Raw genomic sequence first — 25,742 nt, 5'->3', positions numbered from 1 at the left:
TGTGCTTGACCGCATGCTGGTACAACGGGTGGCGTATCGGTACGTGGCTTTGGGCGAAATGATATTTGGGGTATTGTTGTTCTTTTTGGTGACGTTTGAGAACCGCACCACCGAGCTGCAAGTCCATCCCAATGAATGGCCTGTCCACCCCGATCAGGATTATATGCTGATTGTGTTCGATTCTAAAGAAAATACCCTCGACGACTTTAAACGAAGCGGCCTGTGGAGCCAGGAACGTCACATCGAATATCAAACGATTATTCATTTGGACAGTGCGCTGGCCACAAACCCCCGGTTGCGAATTAAGGAACCGGATCATTGGATGGGCTATTCCGAAGAAGAAGGCCGGATTCAGCTGGATGGTCACTCGGTGAAATATCTGTTTCGAAGCCGCGCCAGGACGCCCGGCGAGCAAGCGCTTTTGCCTCCGCTCGACAGCCTGCTGAATCAAGTTCGGAGGGAATGAACCAGCCAACAGGCGGGGAGGAGGGCCCGCATGCTATGTTCGAAGATGCTTGAGTGAATCCATCAGGTTTGACAATTCAGCAAAGGGCTTGTCGCCGTGGTTTTGGTAAACGTCATCGTGAAATTCATCGATCTCTTCAAGAACCGGCAAGACCTTTTTCCACTTATTTTCGCTAATGGCGGCAAAGAAAAAGTTATTCTCATCCTTAATCCGTTTAAGCGACTGTTCCAACACGCTTTTCCCTTTTTCCGTCAGCTCCAGCAATTTGGCCCGTTTGTCCGTCTCATCCTGTTTTTCATCCAACAAACCATTATTCTTCAGCCTTCGGATGGTGTCCATGCCGGTTGTGTATTCCAGATGATAGCGATTGATCAGGTCGGTCTTTTTAGCTTTTTCCATCTGCTCAATGGTTTGAAGAAACAAAAACTCGAGCCGGGTATTGATGATCAGGTCCTTTAGCGCTTTGCGGGTATAAAATTCGTGGTAGCGAGCCATTCGGGAAATGATCTCGAGAAAACGGGCTTTTTCATTCAAAGCCTGTAAAAAAGAATCCGAAGGACCTTCAATCCTCATCTTATTCTTCCGGACGACTTTTTGATTGCGTTCAGGTTCTTCGTCCAGGCGCTCGGTCATCCAACGCGAAAAACCCAGTAAATCCAAGTGTTCTTCAGCCTGCTCGTATTCTTCAAATAAATCAATCAGTTGCTTGAAAAGCGCATATTTATTTTTCATCCACTAAAATTTGCGTGAAAGTACAAAAAATATCCTTACATTTGCATCGGATGCGATCCTTTTGAGTCGGATCCGTTTTTTATCGGATCAAACGCTTCTTGTTTCGAGGAAGTAATTTTACGCACAGATCAAGTCACGAGTAATGAAAAGACAAATACAAACCACATACAAGCAAAAGGGGGCATGCCGACTTACGGTTCGCCTGACACGGTGGGTTTGGGAAGCCGGAAAGGAGCCGTCACTCAAACGGACTCCAAACAAGGCTTAAGGCAAGTCTAAATCATTCAAGTGAATTCTTACCGAGAGCGCATCAACCTATTTTTCGTTTAATAACATTTAATCTTTTTACTATGGATAATCAAATCATAATTACAGAACTAGACTACGTTCGTTTGAGCAAACTCATCCTTGCCGAGCGAGATGTAAAAACCAATGAAGTCAGGAACCTGGCCTTCCTGTCGGAAGAAATCAATCGGGCTGAGAAGGTCGACTCCCGAGTCATTGAACCCGACTTTGTCACCATGAATTCCACCGTGGAGATCATCGATGAGGACACGAAAAAGTCCATGACGGTCAAGCTGGTTTATCCCAGGGAGTCAGACTTTCGGAATGGCAGAATCAGTATTCTGTCGCCTCTTGGAGCCGCGCTGCTGGGCTATAAAACCGGAAGCATCATCGCCTTCGATGTTCCAAAAGGCGTGAAGAAAATGAAAATCAAATCGATCATTTATCAACCCGAAGCGCAAGGAGAATACACCGTCTGAATGACGAATTACATCATACCCATGTCTTGTTTTTATAAACCTTAAAAATTTAAAATCATGGCAAAAGGAAATCTAAAAGAGCCAACAAAAAGTTTGAAGGAACGCAAGTTAGAAAAGCGACTTAAAAAGGAAGAAGAGAAGGTCGTTAAACGCAAAAAACGCTAAGGATCATGCTGGTATCCATTGTTGACTTCAATCAAATCATGCCACTGGTCAATGCCAGCGGAATCAACTATTCGTCGCGGCACGGCAGCATTCAAGGGGTCAGGAAGAAGCTTCTTGCGGCTCAAATTGTGCAGCCTCACGAACTGCCGCCGGATGTTGTTTCGATGAATTCGGTTGTGACCCTCAGGCCGGTTGACGCAACAGTGGCGTGCAGCATCCAACTGGTGTATCCTACGTTTGAAAATGTACGCGAAAACAGGATTTCGATCTTTTCTGCCCTGGGTGTTACCCTATTTCTGGGCAAGATTGGCGAGGAACTAAGCTATACCAACTGGCAAGGTACCCATCGGGTTCAAATACTCGACATTCCCTTCCAGCCTGAAGCCAACGGCAACTATGTTCCGATGAAATCCTATGAATAAGCTTTTGTTTCTGTTTTATGTGTTTTTGAATTGGTAAAGCCTGGAGGGTGTGATGTCCTCCGGGCTTTTATTTTTTCTCTTTAAATCACCTCAAGTTCTTTGCCCACTTTGATAAAGGCTTCGACCGCCTGATCGATTTGTTCGGTGGTGTGCGCAGCCGATAGTTGCACGCGGATGCGGGCCTTGCCTTTGGGCACAACGGGGTAAACAAAGCCAATCACATAAATGCCTTCGTTGAGCAGCTGGTCTGCAAACTTGACGGCCAGCGGCGCGTCGTAGAGCATGACCGGAACAATGGCTGTTTCGCCTTTCACCAAGTCGAAGCCGGCAGCTTCCATTTTGCTGCGGAAGCGGTTGGCATTTTCCATCGTGCGGTTTTGCAGTTCCGACGAGGCAGTCAGCATGTCGAGTACTTTCAGGGTAGCGCCCACGGTAGCCGGCGCCAATGTGTTGGAAAACAAATACGGACGTGAGCGCTGGCGCAGCATTTCAATAATCTCTTTGCGGCCCGACGTGCAGCCGCCATTGCCGCCGCCCAGCGCTTTTCCAAAAGTGGTGGTAATGATATCGATTTGGCCGAGCAGCCCAAAGTGTTCGGCTGTTCCGCGTCCGGTAGCGCCAATGTAACCCGAAGCGTGCGAATCATCGACCATCACCAGCGCATCGTATTGCTCGCACAAGGCCACAATCTCGGGTAGTTTGGCTAAGTCGCCATCCATCGAAAACACCCCGTCGGTCACCACCAGCCGGTATTTGGCCGACTGACTTTCGATCAGGCAACGCTCCAACTCTTCCATATTCGAATGTTTGTAACGAAAGCGCTGCGCTTTGCACAAACGCACCCCATCGATAATGGAAGCATGGTTCAATTCGTCCGAAATAATGGCCGAATCTTCGCCCAGCAGCGGTTCGAAAACACCGCCGTTGGCGTCAAAAGCCGCACAGTACAAAATGGTGTCTTCGGTGCCTAAAAATTCCGAGGTTTTTTGCTCCAGCTCTTTGTGAATGGCCTGTGTACCGCAGATAAAACGAACCGACGAAAGTCCAAATCCCCAATCATCCATGATATTCTGAGCGGCTTTGACCACCTCCGGATGATTGGCCAGCCCCAGGTAGTTGTTGGCACAAAAGTTTAACACTTGCTTATCGGTGCCCACGCGGATACCGGAACTTTGCGACGAAGTGATGATCCGCTCAGTTTTATACAGTCCCTGTGTTTTGAGTTCTTCCAGGGTTTGTTGTAAATCTTGTTTAATTTTTCCGTACATCTTTGGCTTATTTAGAGGGTTTGACTATTCTGCTGAATGTTTTCCAAAGTAATTAAATAAGCAGAAAATAAAAAGTGATAAAAGGCAGACTGGGCATTTCGTTCGTGAAATGGAAGAAAAGGCGAACCGGCGGTTTACAACTCCAGTTTGAGCTGCTCTTCGAGCAAGCGGAAGCTGAGGCGATGATGGGGTGTTGGTCCGAGTTTGCGAATCGCTTCGCGATGCACTTTGGTTGGATAACCTTTGTTTTTCAGCCAATGATACTCCGGGAAATCTTCATGCAAACGGTTCATGTAGTCGTCGCGATAGGTTTTGGCCAAAACAGAAGCTGCCGCAATCGACAGGAATTTGCCGTCGCCTTTGATGATGCAGTCGTGGTTAATTTCAGGATAAGGCCGAAAACGGTTGCCATCAATTAGCAGGTGTTCGGGCTTCAGGATCAATTGCTTCACCGCCCGGTGCATGGCTAAAAACGAAGCATTCAGTACATTGATTTGATCCACTTCCTGGTTGCTTACGATGCCAATACCAAAAGCCAGGGCCTGCTCCTCAATAATTGGGCGCAGTTGGTAGCGCTGCTTTTCGCTTAGCTTTTTGGAGTCGTTCAGCAAATCATTTTTGAATCCGGGAGGTAAAATCACCGCAGCTGCAAACACAGGGCCCGCCAGGCAACCACGACCGGCTTCGTCGCAACCCGCTTCGGTGCGGCCTTCCACTAAACAGCCCTGCAAAATGGTTTTTTGAATCCGTGCTTTTGTATTCTTTGACTGGTTCATCGGCAATCTGGATCAATCGTTTAAACATTGCTGCATGCTTTCCCACAGCCGGCTGGCCGTTTGGTCCCAACTGAACTTTTGCTGCTGCACCTGTCCTTTGGCAATCAGTTCAGCACGCAGGTTTTTATCGTTGGCTATTCGTTTCATGGCCGCGGTAATTTGTTGCTCATCAAAAGGATCGACAAACAGCGCCGCCTCACCACCCACTTCGGGCAGGGCGGTGGTGTTGGAGCAAATGACCGGAACTCCGGCAAGCATCGCTTCCAGCACCGGAATGCCGAAGCCCTCGAAAAAAGATACGAAGGTCAGCGCCAGGGCGCCTCCCAGCAGTTGGTGCAAATCCTCCACCGAAAGGCGACCGGTAAAAATCACATCGGCTTTAAAACGCGTGCGTTCCAAGGTTTTCCTGATTTCAGCTGTTTTAAATAATTTGCTGCCGGCAATCACGAGCTTGACTTCCGGGCTTCCGGTCCTGCGAAAAGCTTCATAGGCCCGCAACAAACCGTCAATGTTTTTGCGCGGATGCAGGGCGCCGATGTACAAAAAATAGGGATTCCCACCTGTAAATTGTTGGCGCGCCCTCTCTTTTTCTTCTTCGGAAGTGGGTTGGTAACGTTCGTTGACGCCATTATAAACCACATCAATCAAATCGGAATTGACCCGGTAGGTTTGGCTGATATCTGCTTTGGAATAATTGGAAACCGTGGCAATTCGGCATGCCCGCCTGGCAAACTTTGGAAAAAAGAAATTGCAATAGTTGGCCATCAGCCAGGGCAAATCTTTTGGGCGATGCACAAAATTGATGTCGTGTATGACAGCCAGTTGCTTCACCTTGGTGTTGAGCGACAAATAACCGTCGGGCGACAAAAACAGATCGGCTTTGTACTTTTTCAGCACACGTGGAATCATCCATTCAAACCAAACATACCAGAGCAAAGGGTGGCGCGTGGGCGGCGAGATCACAAGCGGAGTCACATTGTCCGAAAAAATAAATTCGTCAGCATAGGGACGGTCAAACAGAAACAAAAACTGGTGTTCGGGGTGATTTTGGGTGATTCGGTCAAGTGTTTCGCGCGTGAACCAACCAATTCCCTCCAGTTTCCCTTTTTGTAATAAGCGTGTGTTTACCGCAATGAGCATGTGATTTTCGGATTATTTGAGTACTGTTAGCCGGCTTTTCTTCAACCGTGGCATTGATGTTTCACATACAATCTGCCAGCGAATAAAAGCCATCGGATTTGCGATCTTAGATTTCAAGCCAAATGTACAAAGTCTGCCTAAAAATTGTTTATTTTTAACCAAATTAATCGGATAAAGCAACGACTGTTGAAACGCAAATTTGTCACCAATTTATTCCTGCTGCTCTTTCTTAATCTCTTAATCAAGCCTTTTTGGATCTTTGGAATTGACCGAACCGTGCAAAATGTGGTGGGAGCCGAAAGCTATGGTCTGTATTTTTCGTTGCTTAACTTTTCGATGATTCTGAATATTCTACTCGATTTGGGCATCACCAATTTCAACAACCGAAACATTGCTCAGCATAGTCATTTGCTTCAAAAATACCTGAATAACATTATAGGGCTGAAATTTTTGCTGGCTGTTGGCTATGCCGCTGTCTGTCTGATTTTGGCCACAATAATCGGCTACAACCAGGTTCAGTTTCACCTCTTGCTTTTCCTGATTTTTAATCAGTTTCTGATTTCCTTTACCTTTTACCTGCGCTCCAACATCAGCGGTTTGCACTTGTTTCGCACGGACAGCTTGCTTTCGGTGCTCGATCGCAGCCTGATGATTTTGTTTTGCGGTGTGCTGCTTTTTACCAACTGGTTTGGCGGCTACTTTTCCATCAGCTGGTTTGTTTATGCGCAGTCGGCGGCCTATCTCCTGGCAGCGCTGGTCACTTTTTTCACGGTGTTGCATTACGCCAAAAGTATTCGGATTCAGTACGACCTGCGCTATATCCGGCTCATTCTGAAACAAAGTTACCCCTTTGCGCTATTGATTTTGCTGATGTCGGTTTACAACCGCATTGACTCGGTGCTGCTCGAACGCCTGCTGCCCGACCCGGTGGGGAAAATGCAGGCCGGGATTTACGCGCAGGCTTTCCGTCTGCTGGATACCTTTGCCATGTTTGGCGCTTTGTTTGCCGGCTTGCTGCTGCCCATGTTTGCACGCATGATCAAACAGCGCGACGACCTGGTTCAATTGGTTCAGCTCGCTTATTTGCTCATCATCGTTCCAGCTATTCTCATTGGGGTGGCGGCCAACTTTTATGGGTACGAAATCATGCAGCTGCTCTATCACGAACACATTGGGGAGTCGGCCCCCATCTTCGGAATTTTGATGGCCGGTTTTATCGGCATTGCCACCACCTATATTTTTGGCACCTTACTTACTGCCAACGGAAACCTCAGGCAACTCAACGTGATGGCTTTTGGTGGTATGCTGATCAATATCGTTCTCAACCTGGTTTTGATTCAGCAAATGCAAGCCTTGGGGGCGGCCTATGCCGCACTGACTACCCAGATTTTAACGGCAGCGGCTCAAGTGGGAATTGCGACGTACCTCTTCAAGCTCAAAATCAATTACCTGCTCATTTTTAAACTGACCGGTTTTGTCTTGTTCTCCATTTTGGCCGGCAAATTGACTTTGTTCGTTGACCATTGGATCTTTGGATTCTGGTTGTTGATTGCTGCTGGTTTTGCCTATGCTTTTATTACTCGCTTGATTTCGCTGAAAACCCTATATTTAATCCTGAAAAATGATCCTGAATGAAGCACCGGTTAACGCCCAAGGATTTGATGGAAGGCGATGCATTTGAATTGCTTGCAGAAGTGGACCACCAGCATATCAAGCAATTCATCTTTGAGCAAATCGCCCGGGAAAAACACCTGATCCGACTGTATTCGATTTATCAAATCAGCATGATCGCCCTTTTTCTTTTTTTTTTTTGGTGAAGGCTATTCTTCTTTATTCCCGAGGCATGAGCCAGCCAGTCATCGCCATTGGAAGCGCTGTACTCTTTGCGTTTACTTTGCTGATTATTTTGCACGAACTGATTCATGCCGCCGCTTTTCTCTTGCGCGGAACAGGCAAAGTACAATTTGGCGCCATCTGGAGCAAATTTATTTTTTATGCCGGCGTGGATCAAACAGTCATTGATTACCCAACCTTTCGCTTTGTGGCGCTGGCGCCGTTTTGGGTGGTCAAAGCTGTTTGTGTGCTGGGCGCGCTTTTCTTTTGGTCAAGTCCGCTGGCTTATTTTTTTATTGGCCTGATGTGCATCCACTCGCTGTTTTGCGCCGGCGATTTGGCGATGCTGGCTTTTTACAAACGTCATCCTGATAAGGAGATTTACAATTACGACGACCTTGGCCAGCGAAAAACCTTTTTTTACTTCCGAAAAACCGACCATGTTGGACATGGCAATAGCCAATGAACAGGCTCCCGATTACAGAAAAAAATTTGTTCAAAACAAGCTCACGGCTAAATTCAATTTAATATCTTGTACACTCAATAAACGAGCTTTTTTATGAATCTGAACCAAGTGGGGCGCGGAATTGATCAAAAAAGGCCCGGCTTTGTTTCCCTACAAAAACAACGAAACGATGTCTGCAAATAATAAGAATTTTGGTACCGCCCCGGTATTTTTCACAGCCATGTCTACCATTCTTGGAGCCATCTTATTTTTAAGGTTTGGCTATGGTGTGGGCACGCTGGGATTTTGGGGTGTGATACTTATCATCCTGCTTGGGCACCTGGTGACCATTCCCACAGCGCTGGCTATTTCTGAAATTGCCACCAACAAGCGGGTGGAAGGTGGCGGTGAATACTTCATCATCTCCCGCTCCTTTGGCCTGAATATTGGCGCCACCGTGGGCATTGCCCTTTACCTGTCGCAGGCTATCAGCGTCGCTTTTTATATCATTGCTTTTACCGAGTCTTTTGAGTTTTTGTTTGAGTATCTGAAGGTAAACTACGACTTTATCCTTCCCCGGCAGGCCATCAGCATTCCGGCTATGGGCGGCCTGGCTTTTCTGATGTATAAAAAAGGAGCCAATATGGGGGTTAAAACCTTATACGTTATTGTGGGAATTCTGACGGTTGCACTCATCCTTTTTTTTGCGGGTACTACGGAGTATTATGAAGCGAATACTTTTTCTATTTTCTCGGCCGACATGCGCAACATGAACCAGTTTTTTGTTGTTTTTGCCATCATATTTCCGGCTTTTACCGGCATGACGGCAGGTGTTGGCTTGTCGGGCGAATTGAAAAAACCCTCCAAGTCGATTCCGCTTGGAACCACCTTAGCCACGTTCTCGGGCATGATCATTTACTTTTTTATTGCCTGGAAACTGGCCGCATCAGCCAGCGTAAGCGATTTAACCGAGCAGCAGCTAATTATGGGCGATATTGCTCTTGGCGGCAGCATTATTATCCCAATCGGGCTGGCGGCATCTACCTTGTCATCAGCCATTGGCTCCATCATGGTGGCCCCCCGGACCCTGCAAGCGCTGGCAACCGATCGTTCCTTTCCCGGGATAAAAGTGAACGCTTTTTTACGTTTGAACGACAAAAAGAAGAATGAACCGATCAATGCCACGCTGGTGACCATTTTTATAGCTTTCGTTTTTGTTGCTGCCGGAAATGTGGATGTCGTCGCCGGAATTATTTCCATGTTCTTCATGGTGACCTACGGTTCTCTCTGTCTGATTTCTTTTTTGAATCATTTTGGCTCTTCACCGTCCTATCGCCCTTCATTTAAGTCGCGTTGGTACTTTTCATTGATTGGTTTTGTGGTGGCTTTATTTATCATGTTTAAAATCGATGCGCTGTATGCCGTTTTATCACTCTCAGCCATGACCGTGATTTATTTGCTGGTCAATTACTATCATAAAGACCGCAAAGGATTGGAAATCATTTTCATCAATGCCATTTTTCAGCTGAACCGCAATTTGCAGGTCTATCTGCAAAATGCCCGCAAACGGAAGTCATACTCGGAGTGGAGGCCAAGTTGCATCTGTATTTCAGACAAAACATTTGAGCGTAAGGAAGCTTTCCGGCTGTTGAACTGGATTTCGTATAAATATGGTTTTGGAACCTACATTCATCTGATTCCCGGTTACTTTTCAAAAGCCTCGAACGAAGAAGCCCGGGCCACATTGGATAAGCTGATTTTGCAATTTGGAAAAATTGAAAGTCAGGTTTATGTCGATACGATGATCTCGCCTTCGTACACCTCAGCGATTGCTCAGGCTGTGCAGCTTCCCGGCATCACCGGACTGGATAATAACATGCTTATTTTTGACAACAACGTCAGCGATGAGAATGGGTTGAAACGGATCATTGAAAATTATGGGCTGGTGAATGCTGGTAACTTCGATGTGTTGATTCTTCGTACAGGGCTTGACCCGATTGATTCGGACAAGGATATTCACTTGTGGTTGAAGCGAAGTGATGAGTCCAATGCCAACCTGATGATTCTGCTCAGTTTTATCATCTATGCCCATCCGGATTGGAAAAAGAGTGCGATCAAGATTTTTGATATTTCGAAACCCGGAGAAATTGAAAATACCAAGAAGCATCTTCAGGAGCTGATTGTCCGCGGACGCCTTCCTGTTACGTTAAAAAATATCGAGTTTTTGGAAGAACAGGAAAACGTAAGCATTCAGGAGATGATCAACCAACGTTCGGCTGACGCCGGCCTGGTTATTCTGGGTTTCCGTGGCGACCATCTCAAACATCATGGAAAACCTCTATTTGAAGGCTTTAACAACATCGACTCGATGCTGTTTGTCAACAGTCATGATGAAAAGGTGATTGAGTAAGCTAAATCGGCTCTTCTTGCTGGCTTAGTTTTCGGTTGTGTCTGGTTTCAAAATACAGCGCTACCGATGCCGTCAGAAAGTAAAAACCAGTTTGCCCCAGCAGCAATAGATATTCGTACCTGACATGGACTAACCCGACTCCTAAATCACGAATACGCAAGTAAGCCGGCACCATAATGGTGGACGGAAACACATGCGCCAACTTATGTAACAGGGGAGGAATTGAATCTGCAGGCCAGCTAATTCTACTTAAAAACAAAACAATAGGCGACAAGAAAACCATCAGCAAAATGGATGATTCGCGTTTTTTGAAAAGCACGGAGAACGTAATTCCCATGAAAATAACCGAGAGCAGAAATAACAGGGTCAGCGCCATCACATCCAGGTAGCTGCCCCGGTTGGGATAGTCGAACCAGTTGTGCAATAGCACCATGGTAAACAAACTATTGACACTGTAGATGGTGAGGTAGCTCAAACTTTTCCCAAACAAGAGCGGAAAGATGCCTCCACGTTTTAATGCCACCGGTACCTGGAAACTATGCCGATTTTTCTCCTTGTTGGATCCACCAATCATCCCAATACCAATCAGTAAAGTTTGTTGCAGAATAATCAGGATCAGTCCGGGCATTACAAAGCTGCCATAGCACGAAGAAGGATTAAACCAGAAATGCAAGTCAGCTGACAGGGGATCGCGGGCAGCCATCGCCTGCTCGTAGGTTTTTCCTTCAGCCATCAGTCTTTTAATCTCAACTCCGGCTGAAAAAGTGCCAACCGACTTAACGGCTGCTCCAAGCAACTGCCGGTAAATTAAAAAATAACTGCCATCGGCATACACGGCAACATCGGCTTGTACCCCCTCCAACAGGTCGTTCTCAAAATTGGCAGGAATCACGACAATTCCTCCCACATGTTCGCCTTCATCGAAAATTTCCCGTGCTTCTTTCATGCTGGTTGCTGAACGACTTACCTTGACCTCCTCTGTACCATCAATCATGCGCACCAACTGTCGGCTTGAGGAGCTACGGTCCAGATCAACCACTACCGTGTCAACTTCCCGTACAAGCTCCATTTTGTAGGCATAGGCATAAATCAAGGAGTAAATAATAATTGCTCCTGACAAAATGAGCAAGGCGCCCTGGTCTTTCAGGATGGCTTGCATTTCGTCCTGATAGAATTGCCCCGTCATGCGAATTCCTGTCCTTATTTTCTTCAATCGTTTTTTCATATCGATCATCACTAGTGGCTCACTCCCTAAACCTTTCCCCAATAGTTTTCATTTTGAAGAATCCGTTTTAAGCGGGGTAATATAGCTACTGACAGCAGGGCAAATAATGGCAGAATCGCTAAAAACCGAATTCCATAAACCACCGCTTCGCCCCGAATAGCTTGAGAAATAAACAACTTCACCCAATAGGTAAACGGAAATAGCCAGGTAAACGCTTTAGCCATTGCTGGCATGGCAAACTGCGGGAATGTCAATCCCGAGAATGTCAGCGCCATCATGGAATAAGCACTTCCCAACGATAGCGCCAAACGTAGATTACTTGTGACGGTAACCAGCAGCACACCCAGCATTTGATAGGCCATAATCAAGATCAGCTCACCCAAGGCAATCAGCATAAATTCGCCACGCAAGGGTGTCCCCATCTGCACAAACAAAACGACATTCATGACCGTTGAAACCACTAAAAATAAAAGGGTGTACGGAGTTAGTTTACCCGCAATAGCAACAATAATGCTTCCTTCCGAGTGTTCCAGCCATTCCGGTCCGGTTCCCTCCCGAACTTCTGTTCCTACTGCATATACGGTGCTTAGCAGCGTAAATACTACCACCATGAGTGGCAGCAAGGCGGAAAGCAAGAAATGGGCATAGTTGCCAAAGGGGTTGAACAGAACATGCTGATGCAGCTTGACAGGCTGAGCCTTTGCCAATGCTTGCCTTTCTGACAGACCGTGTTTCATCGCTACCTGTACCTTAATGCCGCCTGACAAGGTTGCCAGCGTTTTATAAATTCCTTTTTGCAGATATCCGCCTTTTAGAATGTTGGCGTTGTTGATAAAAACCGGAATCTCTTGCTGCACCCCTTTCAGGATGTTCTTTTCCGTTTCCTTAGGAATAAGCACAACAGCATCGATATGGCCGTTTTTCATCTGGTCGTATGCCTCCTCCAAATTAGGTAAACGCATGACTACCTCAGCCTCCGGAGTAGCATCAATCCACATGGCCATTTTGCGCGACAAGCTTGAATGATCCTGATCGACCAGGGCTACCGACAAGTTTCGGGGCACTCCTTCGTTAAAAATAGCCAGTAACAAAATAAAGGCAATGAGGGGCCCCAGCAAGGTGGTAAACAGGTAGACGAAAGAACTACTCATCCGGTCGACTTCCCGAAGAAACACCCTGAAAAAGGGGTTCCTGCGAAAATAGCCTGTTTGCTCTTTCTGGTTCATGCTTTATTTTGTCTTGAATTGTTTCCAATTGATTAAAACGCTCATCCCGGGACGCAAGCCGTCGACAGGTTGGACGGGCGCGGCGTGGATCTCGAACGATTTGACATCGAAACCGCCCGAAGCTTTGGTTGATGTCCAGCTGGCAAAATCGGCCAACGGACTCATGTAATTAACCTTAAAAGTGATTTCCTGATTGCCGATCGCAGGAACTGTTGCTTTTATCTCACTTCCCATGCGGATATCAGCCATCAGGTCTTCGCGAATAAAAAAGGTGGCCCAGCTGTCCGACAAGTCGTGAATGGTCACCACTGGAAAGCCTGTTGGGACAAGCTCTCCTTCTTCTGAAATAATGTTGGACACCTCGCCACTGGCTGGAGCACTAATCTGCGTTTCGCTCAGGTACGACTCCACCTCTGCAATGGCTCCTTCGGCTTGTGCCACCAATGCTTCAGCGGCATTCTTATCCTCACTGCGGGCTCCATTGCTGGCTTTGGTCCATATTGCTTTGGCCGCATTGGCTGTTTCGCGCGAAGCTTCCATCTGTGTTTCCACCTCATCTTTCTTTTGCTCAGGCACCACTCCCGCCTCAAACAAATTGGAAATTCGTTGAAATGTTTTCTCGTACAAACGAGCGGCGGCCTCCGCTTTCAGGTAAGTGCTGTAAGCTGCCTGGATATCTTCTTCTTGTGCGCCATGCTGTGCTTTCATACTTTGTGCTTCGGCTGCGCTACGGGCTGCAGTGGCTTGCTGTAATTTGGCTTCGATCTCGGGACTCTTGATTGAAAACAAAAAGTCGCCTTTTTGAACCTGCTGCCCTTTATGGACGGCAATAGCATCAATACGTCCCGGAATTTTCGAGCTCGCACGAAACTGTGTTGCTTCAATTTCACCCTGAATTTCTAATGGTACCGGCCGGGTAATCACCCAAGTGGTATACAGCACAAAAATCAACAAGGCTGTGACAAACAAGCCGATGATAAAATTTCTGGTCTTATTCATTTTTCCTGAATTTATTCTTGTTTTGAGTCAATGGTTTGCGTAATCACCAGATCGCTGGTGATGTAATGATTAAACTGTGCCGGCACGCCACAGATTTGCATCAGCGCAGCTAAGGCAACATCGTATTGATACATGGCCTGCAATTGCTCAATTTTAAACTTGGCCACCAGCAAGCGGGCATCAACAACATCGGCCGAAGTAGCCAGCCCTTCGTGAAAAGCCATGTCCTTGCTTTCCAAATATGCCTCAGCAAAAGTCAATGATTTTTCCAGGCTTTCATGCTGCTCCAGTTGCATGCCCAGCTGTTGGTGAAGTTTCCGGATCACTGTTTCAATATCATCCTGGGCTTTCAATCTGGCTTCTTCTACTTGATTAACCCGGTGCTTGGCAGCCTGCACTTTGCGCGTTCGAGTCACGCCATCAAACAAGGTCCATTTTAATCCAACACCGACCATCCATTCCGGCACATAAGGTGAAAAATCTTTATTGGCAATATCATACATGCCGGTCAACGCAATGGTTGGCAGATAATTACTCTGCTCCAACTTCACCCCGGCTTGGCTCAGCCTCTTTTTGGAGTCCACTTGTTGCAGCAATGGGCTGTTTGCTTTGGCCAGTTCAACAAACTGATCTTCGCCTCCAATTTTTTTCAGAACAAACAGCTGATTCACTGCGACGATCGAATCGGATGGCTCCAAAGCCATCGTATTTTGCAGCGAACGTTCCACAATGAGAGACTGGCGACGTGCTTTCTTTAGCTCGCGTTCCGCATCAGCTTTAGCAACCTCTGCGTGTAGTTTCTCAACCCGTGCGATCTGGCCTTCTACACTCAGCTTTTCCGCATCGTACAAATGCTTTTCCATTGCACCAAGGACCTGTTCACGAACTTTTTCTGACTCTCGCGACAACACCAGACCATAGTAGCGAGCCACCAGCTCGCTTAACAGCTCGCCTTGTTTTTGATCTTTCTGTAAACCAGCTTCTTCTTCGTGAATACGGGCTGCTTCGTTGGCAGCATTAATTTTTCCGCCAGTAAATACCGGCCAAACCGCCGAGGCACTCAGGGATGCAAAGCGCTTCTCCTGAATCATTTGATCCCATTCGGCAGCGTTCAGGTGATCCAGGCCCTCCAGTAACTGAGCCCGAACGGCAGCAGTGCTTTGATCGTCAGGCAAGGCCGGCATCATCTGGTTGGTTGCGGGATCGGGGTTCGGCACGCCCGAAAAATTACCAAAATTTCCTAAGGTTGAATAGATCGGCGTAATCGCATCGCGCACAGGAGTTAAATCCAGGTGCAAAGGATCCGCCATTTGAACGGCGGTACCGCTGAGACTGATTTTGGGAGCGCGTAAACCTTGTGCAGCCCGGAGGTCAGCAGACTTTTCGTTCATCTGGTGTTCGGCTTGTTTCAACACGTGGCTGTTGTCCATCGTCTGCTCATACACATCCGAGAATGTAAGTACTTTAACATGCGAACTTTGTGCATGCGACTGCAACTGGACCAAACATCCCACAAAAAACAAGTGTAAGAATACACTGGTTTTCATTGCTCTAATTGATTTTTGCATGACTGTTTTGCTGTCTGAGTTATTTCTGACTGCAAAGAGATTAAATATATTTGGACTAAAAAACGAATTTGGTCTAAAAATACAAAAATTTAACGTTGCTGTCACTTATCGGCAAAAAAGAAGCCCGGGTTTTCGGCCCGGGCTTATCAATAACGATCATCAATCCGCTGATCGTTATTCGAGTTTTGCTATCGCTTTTTCGATGCGGCTGAGGGTTTCGGCTTTACCAATGATTTCACAAATGTCGAACAGGTCGGCTCCGGCGCTGGTGCCGACCAAAGCCAAGCGAATGGGAACCATCACCACGCCAAATCCCCAACCTTTTTCATTCATGAAATTCGAAAATGCTTCCTTAATGGTTGGGGCATCCCACTGCTCAACCGACTGGAATAGCGAAATGATTTCCTGCAATTTTTCAGGCGTATCTTCTTTCCACTTTTTCTTTACCGTTTTGTCATCGTAGCTTTCGGGAGCCACAAAAAAGTAGTTGCCTTGTTCCCACAGGTCAGACACAAATTCGCAGCGTTCTTTCACCAAGCCAACCACTTTGGCAATGCGCTCATCACTGGTGTCAATTCCCTTTTCAGCCAGCAAAGGTTTGAATGCGTGGGCTAAAGCCAATTCATCTTTTTGCTGAAAATAATGCCGGTTAAACCACTTGGCCTTCTCCGGATCAAACCGCGCGCCTGATTTAACCACGCGTTCCAGGCTAAATTGCTCAATCAATTCGTCCATGCTGAAAAACTCCTGCTCGGTTCCAGCATTCCAGCCCAGCAAAGCCAGCAGGTTTACAAAAGCTTCGGGGAAATAGCCATCTTCGCGGTAGCCACGCGATACATCGCCGGTTTTTGGGTCAGTCCAGAGCAAAGGAAACACGGGAAATCCCATTTTGTCGCCATCGCGCTTGCTCAATTTTCCTTTTCCGGTTGGCTTCAAAATCAAAGGCAAATGCGCAAACTGCGGGCGGGTGTCGCTCCAGCCAAGCGCCTCGTACAACAGAATGTGCAGCGGCATGGACGGCAGCCATTCTTCGCCACGAATCACATGCGTAATTTGCATCAGGTGGTCGTCCACCACGTTGGCCAAATGATAGGTTGGCATGCCGTCAGCTTTAAACAGTACTTTGTCGTCCAGCTGGTTCGTATTGAATTTCACCTCGCCGCGAATCAAATCTTTTTCAACCACATCGGTGTTTTCCGGCATTTTAAACCGAATGATGCAGGGGTCGCCGGCCGCAATCTTCTGCTCTACTTCAGCCGATGAAAGGGTCAGCGAATTGTTCAGTTTTCCGCGGGTGTGCAGGTCGTACGAAAAAACCTGCTTTTCAGCTTCGGCAGCTGCGCGCAACTGGTCTAACTCTTCGGGAGTGTCAAAGGCGTAATAGGCATGGCCATTCTCCACCAGTTGTTGTGCATACTGACGATAGATTTCCTTGCGTTCGCTCTGGCGGTACGGGCCAAAATCGCCGCCAATACCAGGGCCTTCCACCGGATTTAAGCCGCACCAGTTTAGTGCTTCAATAATGTATTCTTCAGCGCCCGGCACATAACGGGCCTGGTCGGTATCTTCAATACGAAGTAAAAAATCGCCTCCGTGTTTCTTGGCAAACAAGTAGTTAAATAAAGCAGTACGGACACCGCCCATGTGGAGCGGCCCGGTCGGACTTGGGGCAAAGCGCACCCTGACTTTTCTCGAATTCATTCGTTTGGGTTAAAAATTTCTCTGCAAAGATAGGGAAATTTAAAACCGGCAAAAGCCTTCTGAAAATCTGAACTTTCCACCGTTTAATTTCAGGACTTTTAGAAAAAGAAGTTGGAAAACCAGCCGGGAAATGTAATGCAAAGCCAACTTCGCCAACTGATAGAAATGTTATAAATAAGCGCGCCATGCGAAAAGCTGTTTGCCAGTTGTGGCAGATGTCTATCTTTGCGCCTTCTTAGATTTGAAATATAAATAACTGATATCGAATGAAGAGGATTTTTGTAGTGATTGTTGGCTTGAGCCTGCTTTTTCAGGGTTCGGCCACAGCAGATGAAGGAATGTGGTTGCCGTCGCTGGTTCATAAACTGAACATTGGCGAAATGCAGGAAATGGGGATGGAGTTATCGGCTGATGATATCTATTCCATTAATAATTCGAGTTTGAAAGATGCGATTGTCGCCATCGACCGTGGCTCGTGTACCGGAGAGTTGATTTCAGCCCAGGGGCTGATGTTGACCAACCACCATTGTGGCTTTGATGAAATTCAAACGCACAGCTCGGTGGAGCATGATTATTTGCAGGATGGGTTTTGGGCGAAATCGTTGGAAGAAGAATTGCCAAATCCTGGCAAAACCGTATCGTTTTTGGTTCGTGTTGAAGATGTGACCGACCAGCTTTTGGAAGGACTGGACGAAGATCTGGACTTCTCGGCACGCAATGCAGCCATTCAGCGCAAGTCATTTGAAATTCAAAAAGAAGCCACCGATGATACACATTACGATGCACGGGTGCAGTCGTTGTTTGAAGGAAATCGCTTCTATCTTTTTGTTTACGAAACCTTTCGCGATGTACGTCTGGTAGGTGCGCCGCCAAAATCAATTGGTAAATTTGGTGGCGACACCGACAACTGGATGTGGCCGCGCCATACCGGCGACTTTGCCTTGTTCCGCGTTTACGCCGGCCCCGACGGGAAACCGGCCAACTACTCGGAAGAAAACATTCCTTACCAGCCCAAACATCACCTGCCTATTTCCTTGAAAGGTTATGAAGAAGGTGACTTTGCCATGGTGTTGGGATACCCCGGAAGCACGAATCGTTACAAATCGTCGTTTGGCATTGAATACACGATGACCGGAACCAACGAAGCCCGGATCAATGCCCGCGAAAAGAAACTGGAGATCTTAAAGCAGTACATGAGCTCGGGACAAAAAGAACGCATCCAGTATGCGTCGAAGCATGCCAGAAGTTCAAACTACTACAAATACAGCATTGGCCAAAACAAAGGGCTGAATGCACTTCAGGTGATTGAAAAGAAGAAAACCCTGGAAGAAAAATTCACCAACTGGGTGAATGAAGATGAAGGGCGGAAAGAAAAATACGCCGAAGCACTGAGCCTGATTGAATCGGCCTACGAAGATACGCGCGATGAGCAAGCTTACGAGTACTTGGTTGAATCGATGGTTCGCGGGCCCGAGATTTTCTATTTCAGCTACGGAGCCAAGGGCCTTTTTGAGGCGTTGAAACAAGGAAATACGGAGCGAATTGCAGCCAACGCCGCTCAAATGAAAGCAGAGTTGGACGATTTTTTCAAAGATTATAATGCGTCGACCGATGCTAAAATTGCCGGTGCCCTGATGAGCGTGTTTCAGGAAAACGTGGTTTCAACCTATCATCCGGATTTTTTCAAAGAAATCAGAAAAAAATACAAAGGCGATTTTATGGCCTACGCGGAGAAAATGTTCGACAAAACTGTGTTCGCCAATCAGGAAGAATTGGAAGCTTTTCTGGACAACCCAAAACTGAAGACCTTGGAAAAGGATATGGCTTTTCAAAGTGCGCTGGATATCTTCGACATGATGTCCATCTTGGGGGCAAAAATGAGCGAAACCAAGGATGACCTGCTGACTGGCCGCCGCCTGTTTGTGGCCGGCTTGATGGAAATGGAGCAGGACCGCAAATTTTACCCGGATGCCAACTCAACCATGCGCCTGACTTACGGAACCGTTGGCGACTACGTGCCGCGCGATGGTGTTCACTACAGTTATTACACCACGCTAAAAGGTTATATTGAAAAGGAAATTCCGGGCGATGATGAGTTTGATGTGCCTGCGAAACTGAAAGAACTTTATTACGCCAACGACTTTGGGCAGTACGCCGATAAAGACGGAACGCTGCATACCTGTTTCACCACAAACAACGACATTACCGGTGGAAACTCCGGCAGTCCGGTGATTAACGGGAAAGGCGAGTTGATTGGCGTCGCTTTCGATGGCAACTGGGAAGCCATGAGTGGCGATATCGCCTTTGAGCCTGAGCTTCAGAAATGTATCAATGTTGATATTCGTTTTGTGCTGTGGACCATCGACAAGTTTGCCGGCGCCACCAACCTGATCGAAGAAATGACGATTGTAAAATAAATGGCCGGTTGCAGCCATTGGAAATGAATTGGCCAACAAAATAACGATGGAAGAAAAAGGGTGTCTGGTTAGGACGCCCTTTTTCGATTTGTATCTTTGCCGAAAAGAATGAAGACATGACAAACTCGCCCCGTGTAACCATATACACCGACGGAGCAGCCCGTGGAAACCCCGGCCCCGGAGGCTACGGCGTTGTTTTGCTTTCGGGTCAGCACCGGAAGGAACTTTCCGACGGCTTCCAGCTGACCACCAACAATCGCATGGAATTGCTGGCGGTGATTGTGGCTTTGGAAGCCCTGAAATTCTCCAATTGCCAGGTCACTATTTATTCTGATTCGAAATATGTGGTGGACGCGGTAGAAAAAAAATGGCTTTGGGGTTGGGTGAAAAAGCGGTTCAAAGACAAAAAGAACGCCGACTTGTGGACGCGTTTTCTCAAGGTTTATCCGCTGCACCAGGTTCGTTTTGTTTGGGTGAAAGGGCATGCCGAAATTCCCGAAAACGAACGATGCGACCAATTGGCTGTTGAAGCATCCATGGGCCGAAACCTGAAAAAAGACGAAGGCTACCTCAAGGCAAAGATGGAAGAAGATTGATGAATCTGAGATCATCGAAGATCGCTTGATGTTCGTCTGTTGACGGATAATTCTTCTTGTTTTTAAATGTGAAGAATGAAGATTCCTATTCGTTTCATTACTTTTACACGCAAATCGCAGAACCGAAATTTATGAACTTCCTTTACCAAATTGCTATCCGCTTTTATCTTTTGGCTGCACGGATTTCAGCGCTTTTCAGTGAGAAAGCGCGGTTTTTCATTCGGGGGCAACAAACCGTTCTTCCTTACCTTGAAAACAAAATTGATCATCAACGCCCCATCATCTGGGTGCACTGTGCTTCGCTTGGCGAGTTTGAACAAGGTCGGCCATTGATCGAGCAAATCAAAAAAGACCATCCGGCTTACCAAATTCTGCTCACCTTCTTTTCGCCCAGCGGATACGAAATCCGAAAGAACTACGAACAGGCCGACTATATCTGCTACCTTCCAATTGATACTGTGAAAAACGCCCGTAGATTTATTGATTTGGTCAAACCCGAAAAAGTGTTTTTCATCAAATATGAATTTTGGTACAACTACATCAAGCTGCTGCACGAAAAGCAAATTCCGATCTACCTGGTGTCAGCTATTTTTCGACAGGAACAGCTGTTCTTTAAAACCGGTTTCAGGGCGAAATGGTACCGACAGGTTTTGCAGAAAGTCACGCATTTTTTTGTTCAAACCGAAGCTTCGGGCCGTTTGCTTTCTTCCATCGGCATGAACAACTACACCGTAACCGGTGACACCCGATTTGACCGGGTGGCAGAAATTGTCTCAAAAAGCAAGCAGCTGCCTTTAATTGAAGCATTCAAGAATCAGCAAAAACTTATTGTAGCCGGAAGCAGCTGGGCACCCGACGAAGCTTTGCTGATTGACTTTTTGATACAAGACCGGCAAACGAAAATCATCTTTGCTCCGCACGAGGTAAAGGAAAGCAACATCCAACGCCTGATAGGCCAGTTGCCGGTTGGCTCGGTGCGCTATTCTCAATGTGAGGGGAAAGACCTAAAACAGGCGCAGGTGTTAATTGTTGACACCATCGGCATTCTTTCCAGCATTTACCGTTATGCCGACGTGGCCTACATTGGCGGTGGTTTTGGCGTGGGCATTCACAATACACTGGAGGCTGCCATTTACAATATTCCAGTCATTTTTGGCCCGAACTACCTCCGGTTTCAGGAAGCTGTGAATCTGAAAGCAGTAGGCGCCGCTTTTTCCGTAAACGATTCGGCTGAGCTCATCTCCATATTAAATGAGTTGCTGGATGATGAAAAACTTCGAATGAAAATTGCAGAAAAGTGTCGTTATTTTATGGCGCAAAACCTTGGAGCCACGCAACAGGTATTGAAAGAAGTTTTCAACATTCTGTAAATTCAACCTCCGTTTTTCCCGCCAAAAATCTAATCTTCGTTTGAACAGCAAGCCTTTACATCCTGTTAACTTTTTTCTCCTTAAAATAATCTTGCGTTTTCTTTTTGGTAAACTTTTCTTAATTATCAAAAACTAAAGATCCTGATAGTCATAGAACTAACAAGTTTTAGTTGATAACTTTAGTGGCATTTGCAAAAAATAGTATTCCATTTTTTTCATTTGCATGCTATATTGCATGAAGCAAAAGCGAGGGACGAGGACCGGACTTTTGTTCAAGTTTACAAACAGTTAACAAAAACAGCATTTTAATTTTTGGTGTATGGCTTTCAAAAACGTGGCAGTGGAGCCCAAAACGGGCAAGAAAATTTATTCCCAGGAGGAAGCATACCAGGCAACTTTAAATTATTTCAAAGGAGATGATTTGGCGGCGAGGGTATGGATCAACAAGTATGCATTGAAAGATTCTTTTGGTAATATCTATGAAAAGAATCCGGATGATATGCACAGACGACTGGCTAAAGAGATTGCCAGGGTTGAAAAGAAGTATGACAACCCCATGACCGAGGAGCAGGTGTATGAGCTTCTGAAAGACTTTAAGTACATCGTCCCCCAAGGAGGTCCAATGACCGGGATTGGTAACGACTACCAAATTGCATCGCTCTCCAATTGCTTTGTGGTTGGCAACGAAGGCAACTCGGACTCGTACGGTGGAATCCTCAAGATTGACCAGGAACAGGTGCAGTTGATGAAACGCCGTGGCGGAGTTGGGCACGACCTGTCACACATCCGCCCGAAAGGTTCGCCGGTAAAAAATTCAGCCTTAACTTCCACCGGCATTGTTCCGTTTATGGAGCGCTACTCGAACTCCACACGCGAAGTGGCACAAGATGGACGCCGCGGAGCGCTGATGCTTTCGGTTTCGGTGAAACACCCCGATTCTGAATCGTTTATTGATGCCAAACTGGAGCAAGGAAAAGTGACCGGCGCCAACGTATCCGTGAAAATTCACGACGACTTTATGCAGTCGGTTGAAAGTGGTGAGCCTTACAAACAACAATACCCGATTGACGCCAAAAGGCCGGCTTACGAAAAAATAACCGACGCCGAAAAAATCTGGAAAAAGATTGTCCACAACGCCTGGAAATCAGCCGAACCCGGCATTCTTTTCTGGGACACCATCATCAAAGAATCGGTTCCTGACTGCTATGCAGACCTGGGCTACAAAACCGTTTCGACGAATCCTTGTGGCGAAATTCCTTTGTGCCCGTACGATAGCTGCCGCCTGCTGGCTGTTAACTTGTATTCCTACGTTGAAAAACCCTTTACCGCGGAAGCCAAATTCAACTTCGAACAGTTCAAAGAGCACGTGGGCTATGCACAGCGCATGATGGACGACATCATTGACCTGGAACTCGAGAAAATTGATGCCATTATTGAAAAGATTGACGCTGACCCGGAAGATGAGGAAATAAAGTCGATTGAGCGCAAATTGTGGGAAAAAATTCAAACCAAGGCAAATGAAGGACGCCGGACCGGTGTGGGAATCACAGCCGAAGGCGACATGCTGGCAGCCGTTGGTTTACGCTACGGAACCGAAGATGCTACCGACTTTAGCGAAGAAATTCATAAAACACTGGCCATTGAAGCTTACCGTTCATCGGTGAACCTGGCAAAGGAAAGAGGCCCATTTGCGATTTATGACGCTGAACGTGAAAAGAATAATCCGCTGATTAACCGGCTGCGCGAGCAGGACGAAACCTTGTACACCGACATGGTTAAATATGGCCGTCGTAACATTGCCCTGCTCACCATCGCTCCAACCGGAACAACGAGTTTGATGACCCAAACCACCTCCGGAATTGAGCCCGTGTTTATGCCGGTTTACAAACGCCGCCGAAAAGTGAACCCCAACGATAAGGAGGTGCGGGTTGATTTTGTTGATGAAGTGGGCGACAGTTGGGAAGAATACATCGTCTTCCACCATAAATTTGTGGACTGGATGAAAGTCAACGGTTTGGATACCACCATCAAATACTCGCAGGAAGAGCTGGACAAAATGGTTGAAAAGTCTCCTTACTATAAAGCCACCTCGAACGATGTTGACTGGCTGCGGAAAGTGCGCATGCAAGGCCGTATTCAAAAATGGGTAGATCACTCCATCAGTGTGACCATCAACCTCCCGAACGACGTGGAAGAGGAATTGGTAGGCAAACTGTATTTCGAAGCCTGGAAAAGCGGCTGCAAAGGCGTAACGGTTTACCGTGACGGATCGCGTTCAGGTGTGTTAATATCGAATAAAAAGGATGAGAAGAAAAAGGAAAAATTCTCAACCTTCCCAACCAAACGTCCTGAAGAATTGGAAGCCGACGTGGTTCGTTTCCAAAACAACAAAGATAAATGGGTAGCCTTTATTGGATTGGTTGGCGATTTGCCATACGAAATTTTCACTGGTTTGCAGGACGATGAAGACGGTATTTTGCTTCCCCGTTCGGTGACCAAAGGAAAAATCATTAAAAACCGCGACGAAGATGGCAACTCGCGTTACGACTTTCAGTACACAAACAAGCGTGGCTACAAAACCACCATCGAGGGCTTGTCATACAAATTCAACCCGGTATTCTGGAACTACGCGAAACTGATTTCCGGAATCCTGCGCCACGGCATGCCAATTCACAAAGTGGTGGACACGGTAACCAGCCTGCAACTGGACAACGACACCATTAACAGCTGGAAAGCCGGTGTTGCCCGTGCGCTGAAAAAATACATTCCGAACGGAACCATTGCCGAGGGAACAGTTTGTGGCGAGTGCGGATCGAACAACGTGATTTACCAGGAAGGTTGTTTAACTTGTCCGGACTGCGGATCGTCAAAATGCGGTTGATGAATTGATTCGAGCAAAAAACGAACAAGAAAGGCTTTCACTCAGGTGGAGGCCTTTTTTGTTTCCGCTTGAGAAGTCAAAATCGACGATCCGTCCGGTTATTTTAACGGTTGAGAAACTTCGAATTGCGGAGGCACTGAAACCACCATAGCTTTGAATCAAAATTCATTTAAAAACTAAAAATTCAAAAGCTATGAAAACAAAAAAAGAAATGTTCACCGTGTTTTTTATCACCCTGTTTTTAGCCTGCGCCCTACTGGCCTCCGGTCAGGACCAGTCCTTCAACTTCGTGTTGCCGTCCAGCGATTTGCACAATCGGCAACAGCACCAGTACCAGGTAGAAACCGACTATCTGAATTTCAATATCTACGGCGATTTTGGTAGCCGCATGCGCATTTCGGGCAAGTGCACCACCGGTTTGCCAGGCGGAAAGCTTGCATGGGCCGATGTTTTTATGCAGCGATCAGATCAGCCGGACGGTCCTTTTGCCAGTAAGGAACAGCTCGATTACATCAATGGCTTCAGCTACACTTACGAGCAGAACATTTTGGCACCCGAATTTTTTGCCGGCTTTCCCAACAACTCGGTCGAAGCCAAGAACTTGGTTTGGGACATGGCGGGCATGGAGTTTTTTGCTTGGGGTCATACCGACTCGCTGCAACTGAATGTGCCCTACCACGCCAACCAGGCCAATGGTCAGGTGGAGCTGGCAGGGCACGGTTTTTTTGACAACCGCGATATTATTCTGACCTGGAAAGGGATGACCGCCAATAACGACGAAACCTTGGCCATGATTGACTTTCGGACGCTGAATAATAAGCTGGAAGTGCAGGTTGATATGGGCGACCGGCATTTTCAAACCAAAGGGCGAAGCCACTATTGGGGAACCATTTGGCTGTCGGTTGACCAGCAATGTATTGATCGGATTGAACTCTATGAAGATGTCGTGCTGGAAATAGGCTGGAATGACCAGGTTGAAAAAGAGCTGGTTGATGTGGTTCGTGAGATGCGCGTGACAAAAATTTACTAATTTTCAAGCATGAAGCCCGAATCAAAAAAACCAATCTCCGGAACAATCCACAAACACCTGTGGATTGTTCTGGGCAGTTTCGTTTTCACCTTGCTTTTCGAACTGCTCTCCGAACGACCGCCGCTCAGCAACATCTTTTTATCCGTTTTACTTCTGATGGTTGTTCAGGTGGAGCTTTTTGTGTGGTTGGGTGGTAAGATGTTTTACGATTTAAGCTACTCGACGGTGAAGGAATTTGTCAATCGGATCATCAAACGATTGCTGCTTTTTTACCTGTTGGTTTTGTGTATTGGCTTCGTCCTTTTTGT

22 protein-coding genes are annotated in these 25,742 nt (G+C 46.8%); 13 read left to right on the top strand and 9 right to left on the bottom strand.

The annotated features are described in order from the left end of the window. The coding region (locus NC99_RS22020) for a hypothetical protein (RefSeq protein WP_162231114.1) at window positions 1-466 on the top strand (466 nt) is incomplete at its 5' end. 33 nt (window positions 467-499) lie between these two features. On the opposite strand, the gene NC99_RS00755 is transcribed toward NC99_RS22020, so the two are convergent. Further along, on the bottom strand, window positions 500-1,198 hold the full coding sequence (locus tag NC99_RS00755; protein WP_053178843.1) for a MarR family winged helix-turn-helix transcriptional regulator: 699 nt from the start codon (window positions 1,196-1,198) through the stop codon (window positions 500-502). A gap of 350 nt (window positions 1,199-1,548) precedes the next feature. Between NC99_RS00755 and NC99_RS00750 the strand changes: the two genes are divergently transcribed. Both NC99_RS00750 and NC99_RS00745 read left to right on the top strand, forming a co-directional pair. After that, a complete protein-coding gene (locus NC99_RS00750; RefSeq protein ID WP_053178841.1) occupies window positions 1,549-1,962 on the top strand; it encodes a GreA/GreB family elongation factor in 414 nt (137 codons plus the stop codon). A gap of 170 nt (window positions 1,963-2,132) precedes the next feature. Next, complete coding sequence (locus tag NC99_RS00745) at window positions 2,133-2,549, top strand: GreA/GreB family elongation factor (RefSeq protein WP_053178839.1); 417 nt, start codon at window positions 2,133-2,135, stop codon at window positions 2,547-2,549. 80 nt (window positions 2,550-2,629) lie between these two features. On the opposite strand, the gene kbl is transcribed toward NC99_RS00745, so the two are convergent. From kbl to NC99_RS00730, 3 genes are all read right to left on the bottom strand, one after another. After that, window positions 2,630-3,817 carry a glycine C-acetyltransferase gene (gene kbl, locus NC99_RS00740; RefSeq protein WP_053178837.1) on the bottom strand — a complete coding sequence of 396 codons (1,188 nt, stop codon included), beginning with the start codon at window positions 3,815-3,817 and terminating at the stop codon, window positions 2,630-2,632. Between the two features lie 134 nt (window positions 3,818-3,951). Then, entirely contained in the window at window positions 3,952-4,593 is a 642-nt protein-coding gene (locus NC99_RS00735) for a ribonuclease HII (protein ID WP_082326239.1), read from the bottom strand. 12 nt (window positions 4,594-4,605) lie between these two features. After that, entirely contained in the window at window positions 4,606-5,733 is a 1,128-nt protein-coding gene (locus NC99_RS00730) for a glycosyltransferase family 4 protein (RefSeq protein WP_053178835.1), read from the bottom strand. A 186-nt stretch (window positions 5,734-5,919) separates the two neighbouring features. On the opposite strand from NC99_RS00730, the gene NC99_RS00725 reads away from it, so the two are divergent. From NC99_RS00725 to NC99_RS00710, 4 genes are all read left to right on the top strand, one after another. After that, complete coding sequence (locus NC99_RS00725) at window positions 5,920-7,368, top strand: oligosaccharide flippase family protein (RefSeq protein WP_162231113.1); 1,449 nt, start codon at window positions 5,920-5,922, stop codon at window positions 7,366-7,368. Then, window positions 7,365-7,550: a hypothetical protein gene (locus NC99_RS00720; RefSeq protein WP_053178831.1), complete on the top strand. Its 186-nt coding sequence runs from the start codon at window positions 7,365-7,367 to the stop codon at window positions 7,548-7,550. Before NC99_RS00725 ends, NC99_RS00720 begins: the two co-directional genes overlap by 4 nt. Before the next feature lie 26 nt (window positions 7,551-7,576). Continuing rightward, the gene (locus tag NC99_RS00715) at window positions 7,577-8,032 is read left to right on the top strand and encodes a DUF3267 domain-containing protein (protein ID WP_053178829.1); all 456 of its coding nucleotides are present in this window, start codon (window positions 7,577-7,579) and stop codon (window positions 8,030-8,032) included. A 169-nt stretch (window positions 8,033-8,201) separates the two neighbouring features. Continuing rightward, window positions 8,202-10,421 (top strand): amino acid permease, encoded by a 2,220-nt coding sequence (locus NC99_RS00710; RefSeq protein ID WP_053178849.1) that lies wholly within the window; start codon window positions 8,202-8,204, stop codon window positions 10,419-10,421. A gap of 1 nt (window position 10,422) precedes the next feature. Here the strand turns inward: NC99_RS00710 and NC99_RS00705 are convergent, their stop codons facing one another. From NC99_RS00705 to gltX, 5 genes are all read right to left on the bottom strand, one after another. After that, complete coding sequence (locus tag NC99_RS00705; RefSeq protein WP_204374855.1) at window positions 10,423-11,634, bottom strand: ABC transporter permease; 1,212 nt, start codon at window positions 11,632-11,634, stop codon at window positions 10,423-10,425. 38 nt (window positions 11,635-11,672) lie between these two features. Further along, window positions 11,673-12,872: an ABC transporter permease gene (locus NC99_RS00700; RefSeq protein ID WP_053178825.1), complete on the bottom strand. Its 1,200-nt coding sequence runs from the start codon at window positions 12,870-12,872 to the stop codon at window positions 11,673-11,675. Window positions 12,873-12,875: 3 nt separating this feature from the next. Beyond that, window positions 12,876-13,871, bottom strand: a complete 996-nt coding sequence (locus NC99_RS00695) for an HlyD family secretion protein (RefSeq protein ID WP_053178823.1) — start codon at window positions 13,869-13,871, stop codon at window positions 12,876-12,878. An 11-nt stretch (window positions 13,872-13,882) separates the two neighbouring features. After that, window positions 13,883-15,418 carry a TolC family protein gene (locus NC99_RS00690; protein ID WP_162231111.1) on the bottom strand — a complete coding sequence of 512 codons (1,536 nt, stop codon included), beginning with the start codon at window positions 15,416-15,418 and terminating at the stop codon, window positions 13,883-13,885. A 195-nt stretch (window positions 15,419-15,613) separates the two neighbouring features. Further along, a complete protein-coding gene (gene gltX, locus NC99_RS00685; RefSeq protein WP_053178820.1) occupies window positions 15,614-17,140 on the bottom strand; it encodes a glutamate--tRNA ligase in 1,527 nt (508 codons plus the stop codon). 266 nt (window positions 17,141-17,406) lie between these two features. Between gltX and NC99_RS00680 the strand changes: the two genes are divergently transcribed. The 6 genes from NC99_RS00680 to NC99_RS00655 form a co-directional block, all read left to right on the top strand. Beyond that, window positions 17,407-19,557, top strand: a complete 2,151-nt coding sequence (locus NC99_RS00680; protein ID WP_053178818.1) for a S46 family peptidase — start codon at window positions 17,407-17,409, stop codon at window positions 19,555-19,557. A 116-nt stretch (window positions 19,558-19,673) separates the two neighbouring features. Then, complete coding sequence (gene rnhA, locus NC99_RS00675; protein ID WP_053178816.1) at window positions 19,674-20,153, top strand: ribonuclease HI; 480 nt, start codon at window positions 19,674-19,676, stop codon at window positions 20,151-20,153. Window positions 20,154-20,284: 131 nt separating this feature from the next. Next, the gene (locus tag NC99_RS00670; RefSeq protein WP_053178847.1) at window positions 20,285-21,523 is read left to right on the top strand and encodes a 3-deoxy-D-manno-octulosonic acid transferase; all 1,239 of its coding nucleotides are present in this window, start codon (window positions 20,285-20,287) and stop codon (window positions 21,521-21,523) included. 319 nt (window positions 21,524-21,842) lie between these two features. Beyond that, window positions 21,843-24,404, top strand: coding sequence for an adenosylcobalamin-dependent ribonucleoside-diphosphate reductase (locus tag NC99_RS00665; RefSeq protein WP_053178814.1), 2,562 nt, complete (start codon window positions 21,843-21,845; stop codon window positions 24,402-24,404). Between the two features lie 193 nt (window positions 24,405-24,597). Continuing rightward, window positions 24,598-25,434, top strand: a complete 837-nt coding sequence (locus tag NC99_RS00660) for a hypothetical protein (protein WP_053178811.1) — start codon at window positions 24,598-24,600, stop codon at window positions 25,432-25,434. 9 nt (window positions 25,435-25,443) lie between these two features. Then, window positions 25,444-25,742: hypothetical protein (locus NC99_RS00655; RefSeq protein WP_157624324.1), on the top strand; the 299-nt coding region annotated here is incomplete at its 3' end.

It is taken from the genome of Sunxiuqinia dokdonensis (genome assembly GCF_001270965.1).
GTDB lineage: Bacteria > Bacteroidota > Bacteroidia > Bacteroidales > Prolixibacteraceae > Sunxiuqinia > Sunxiuqinia dokdonensis.
The sequence above is the reverse complement of the archived record's forward strand: the minus strand, read 5'-3'. Positions and strand labels throughout refer to the sequence as shown.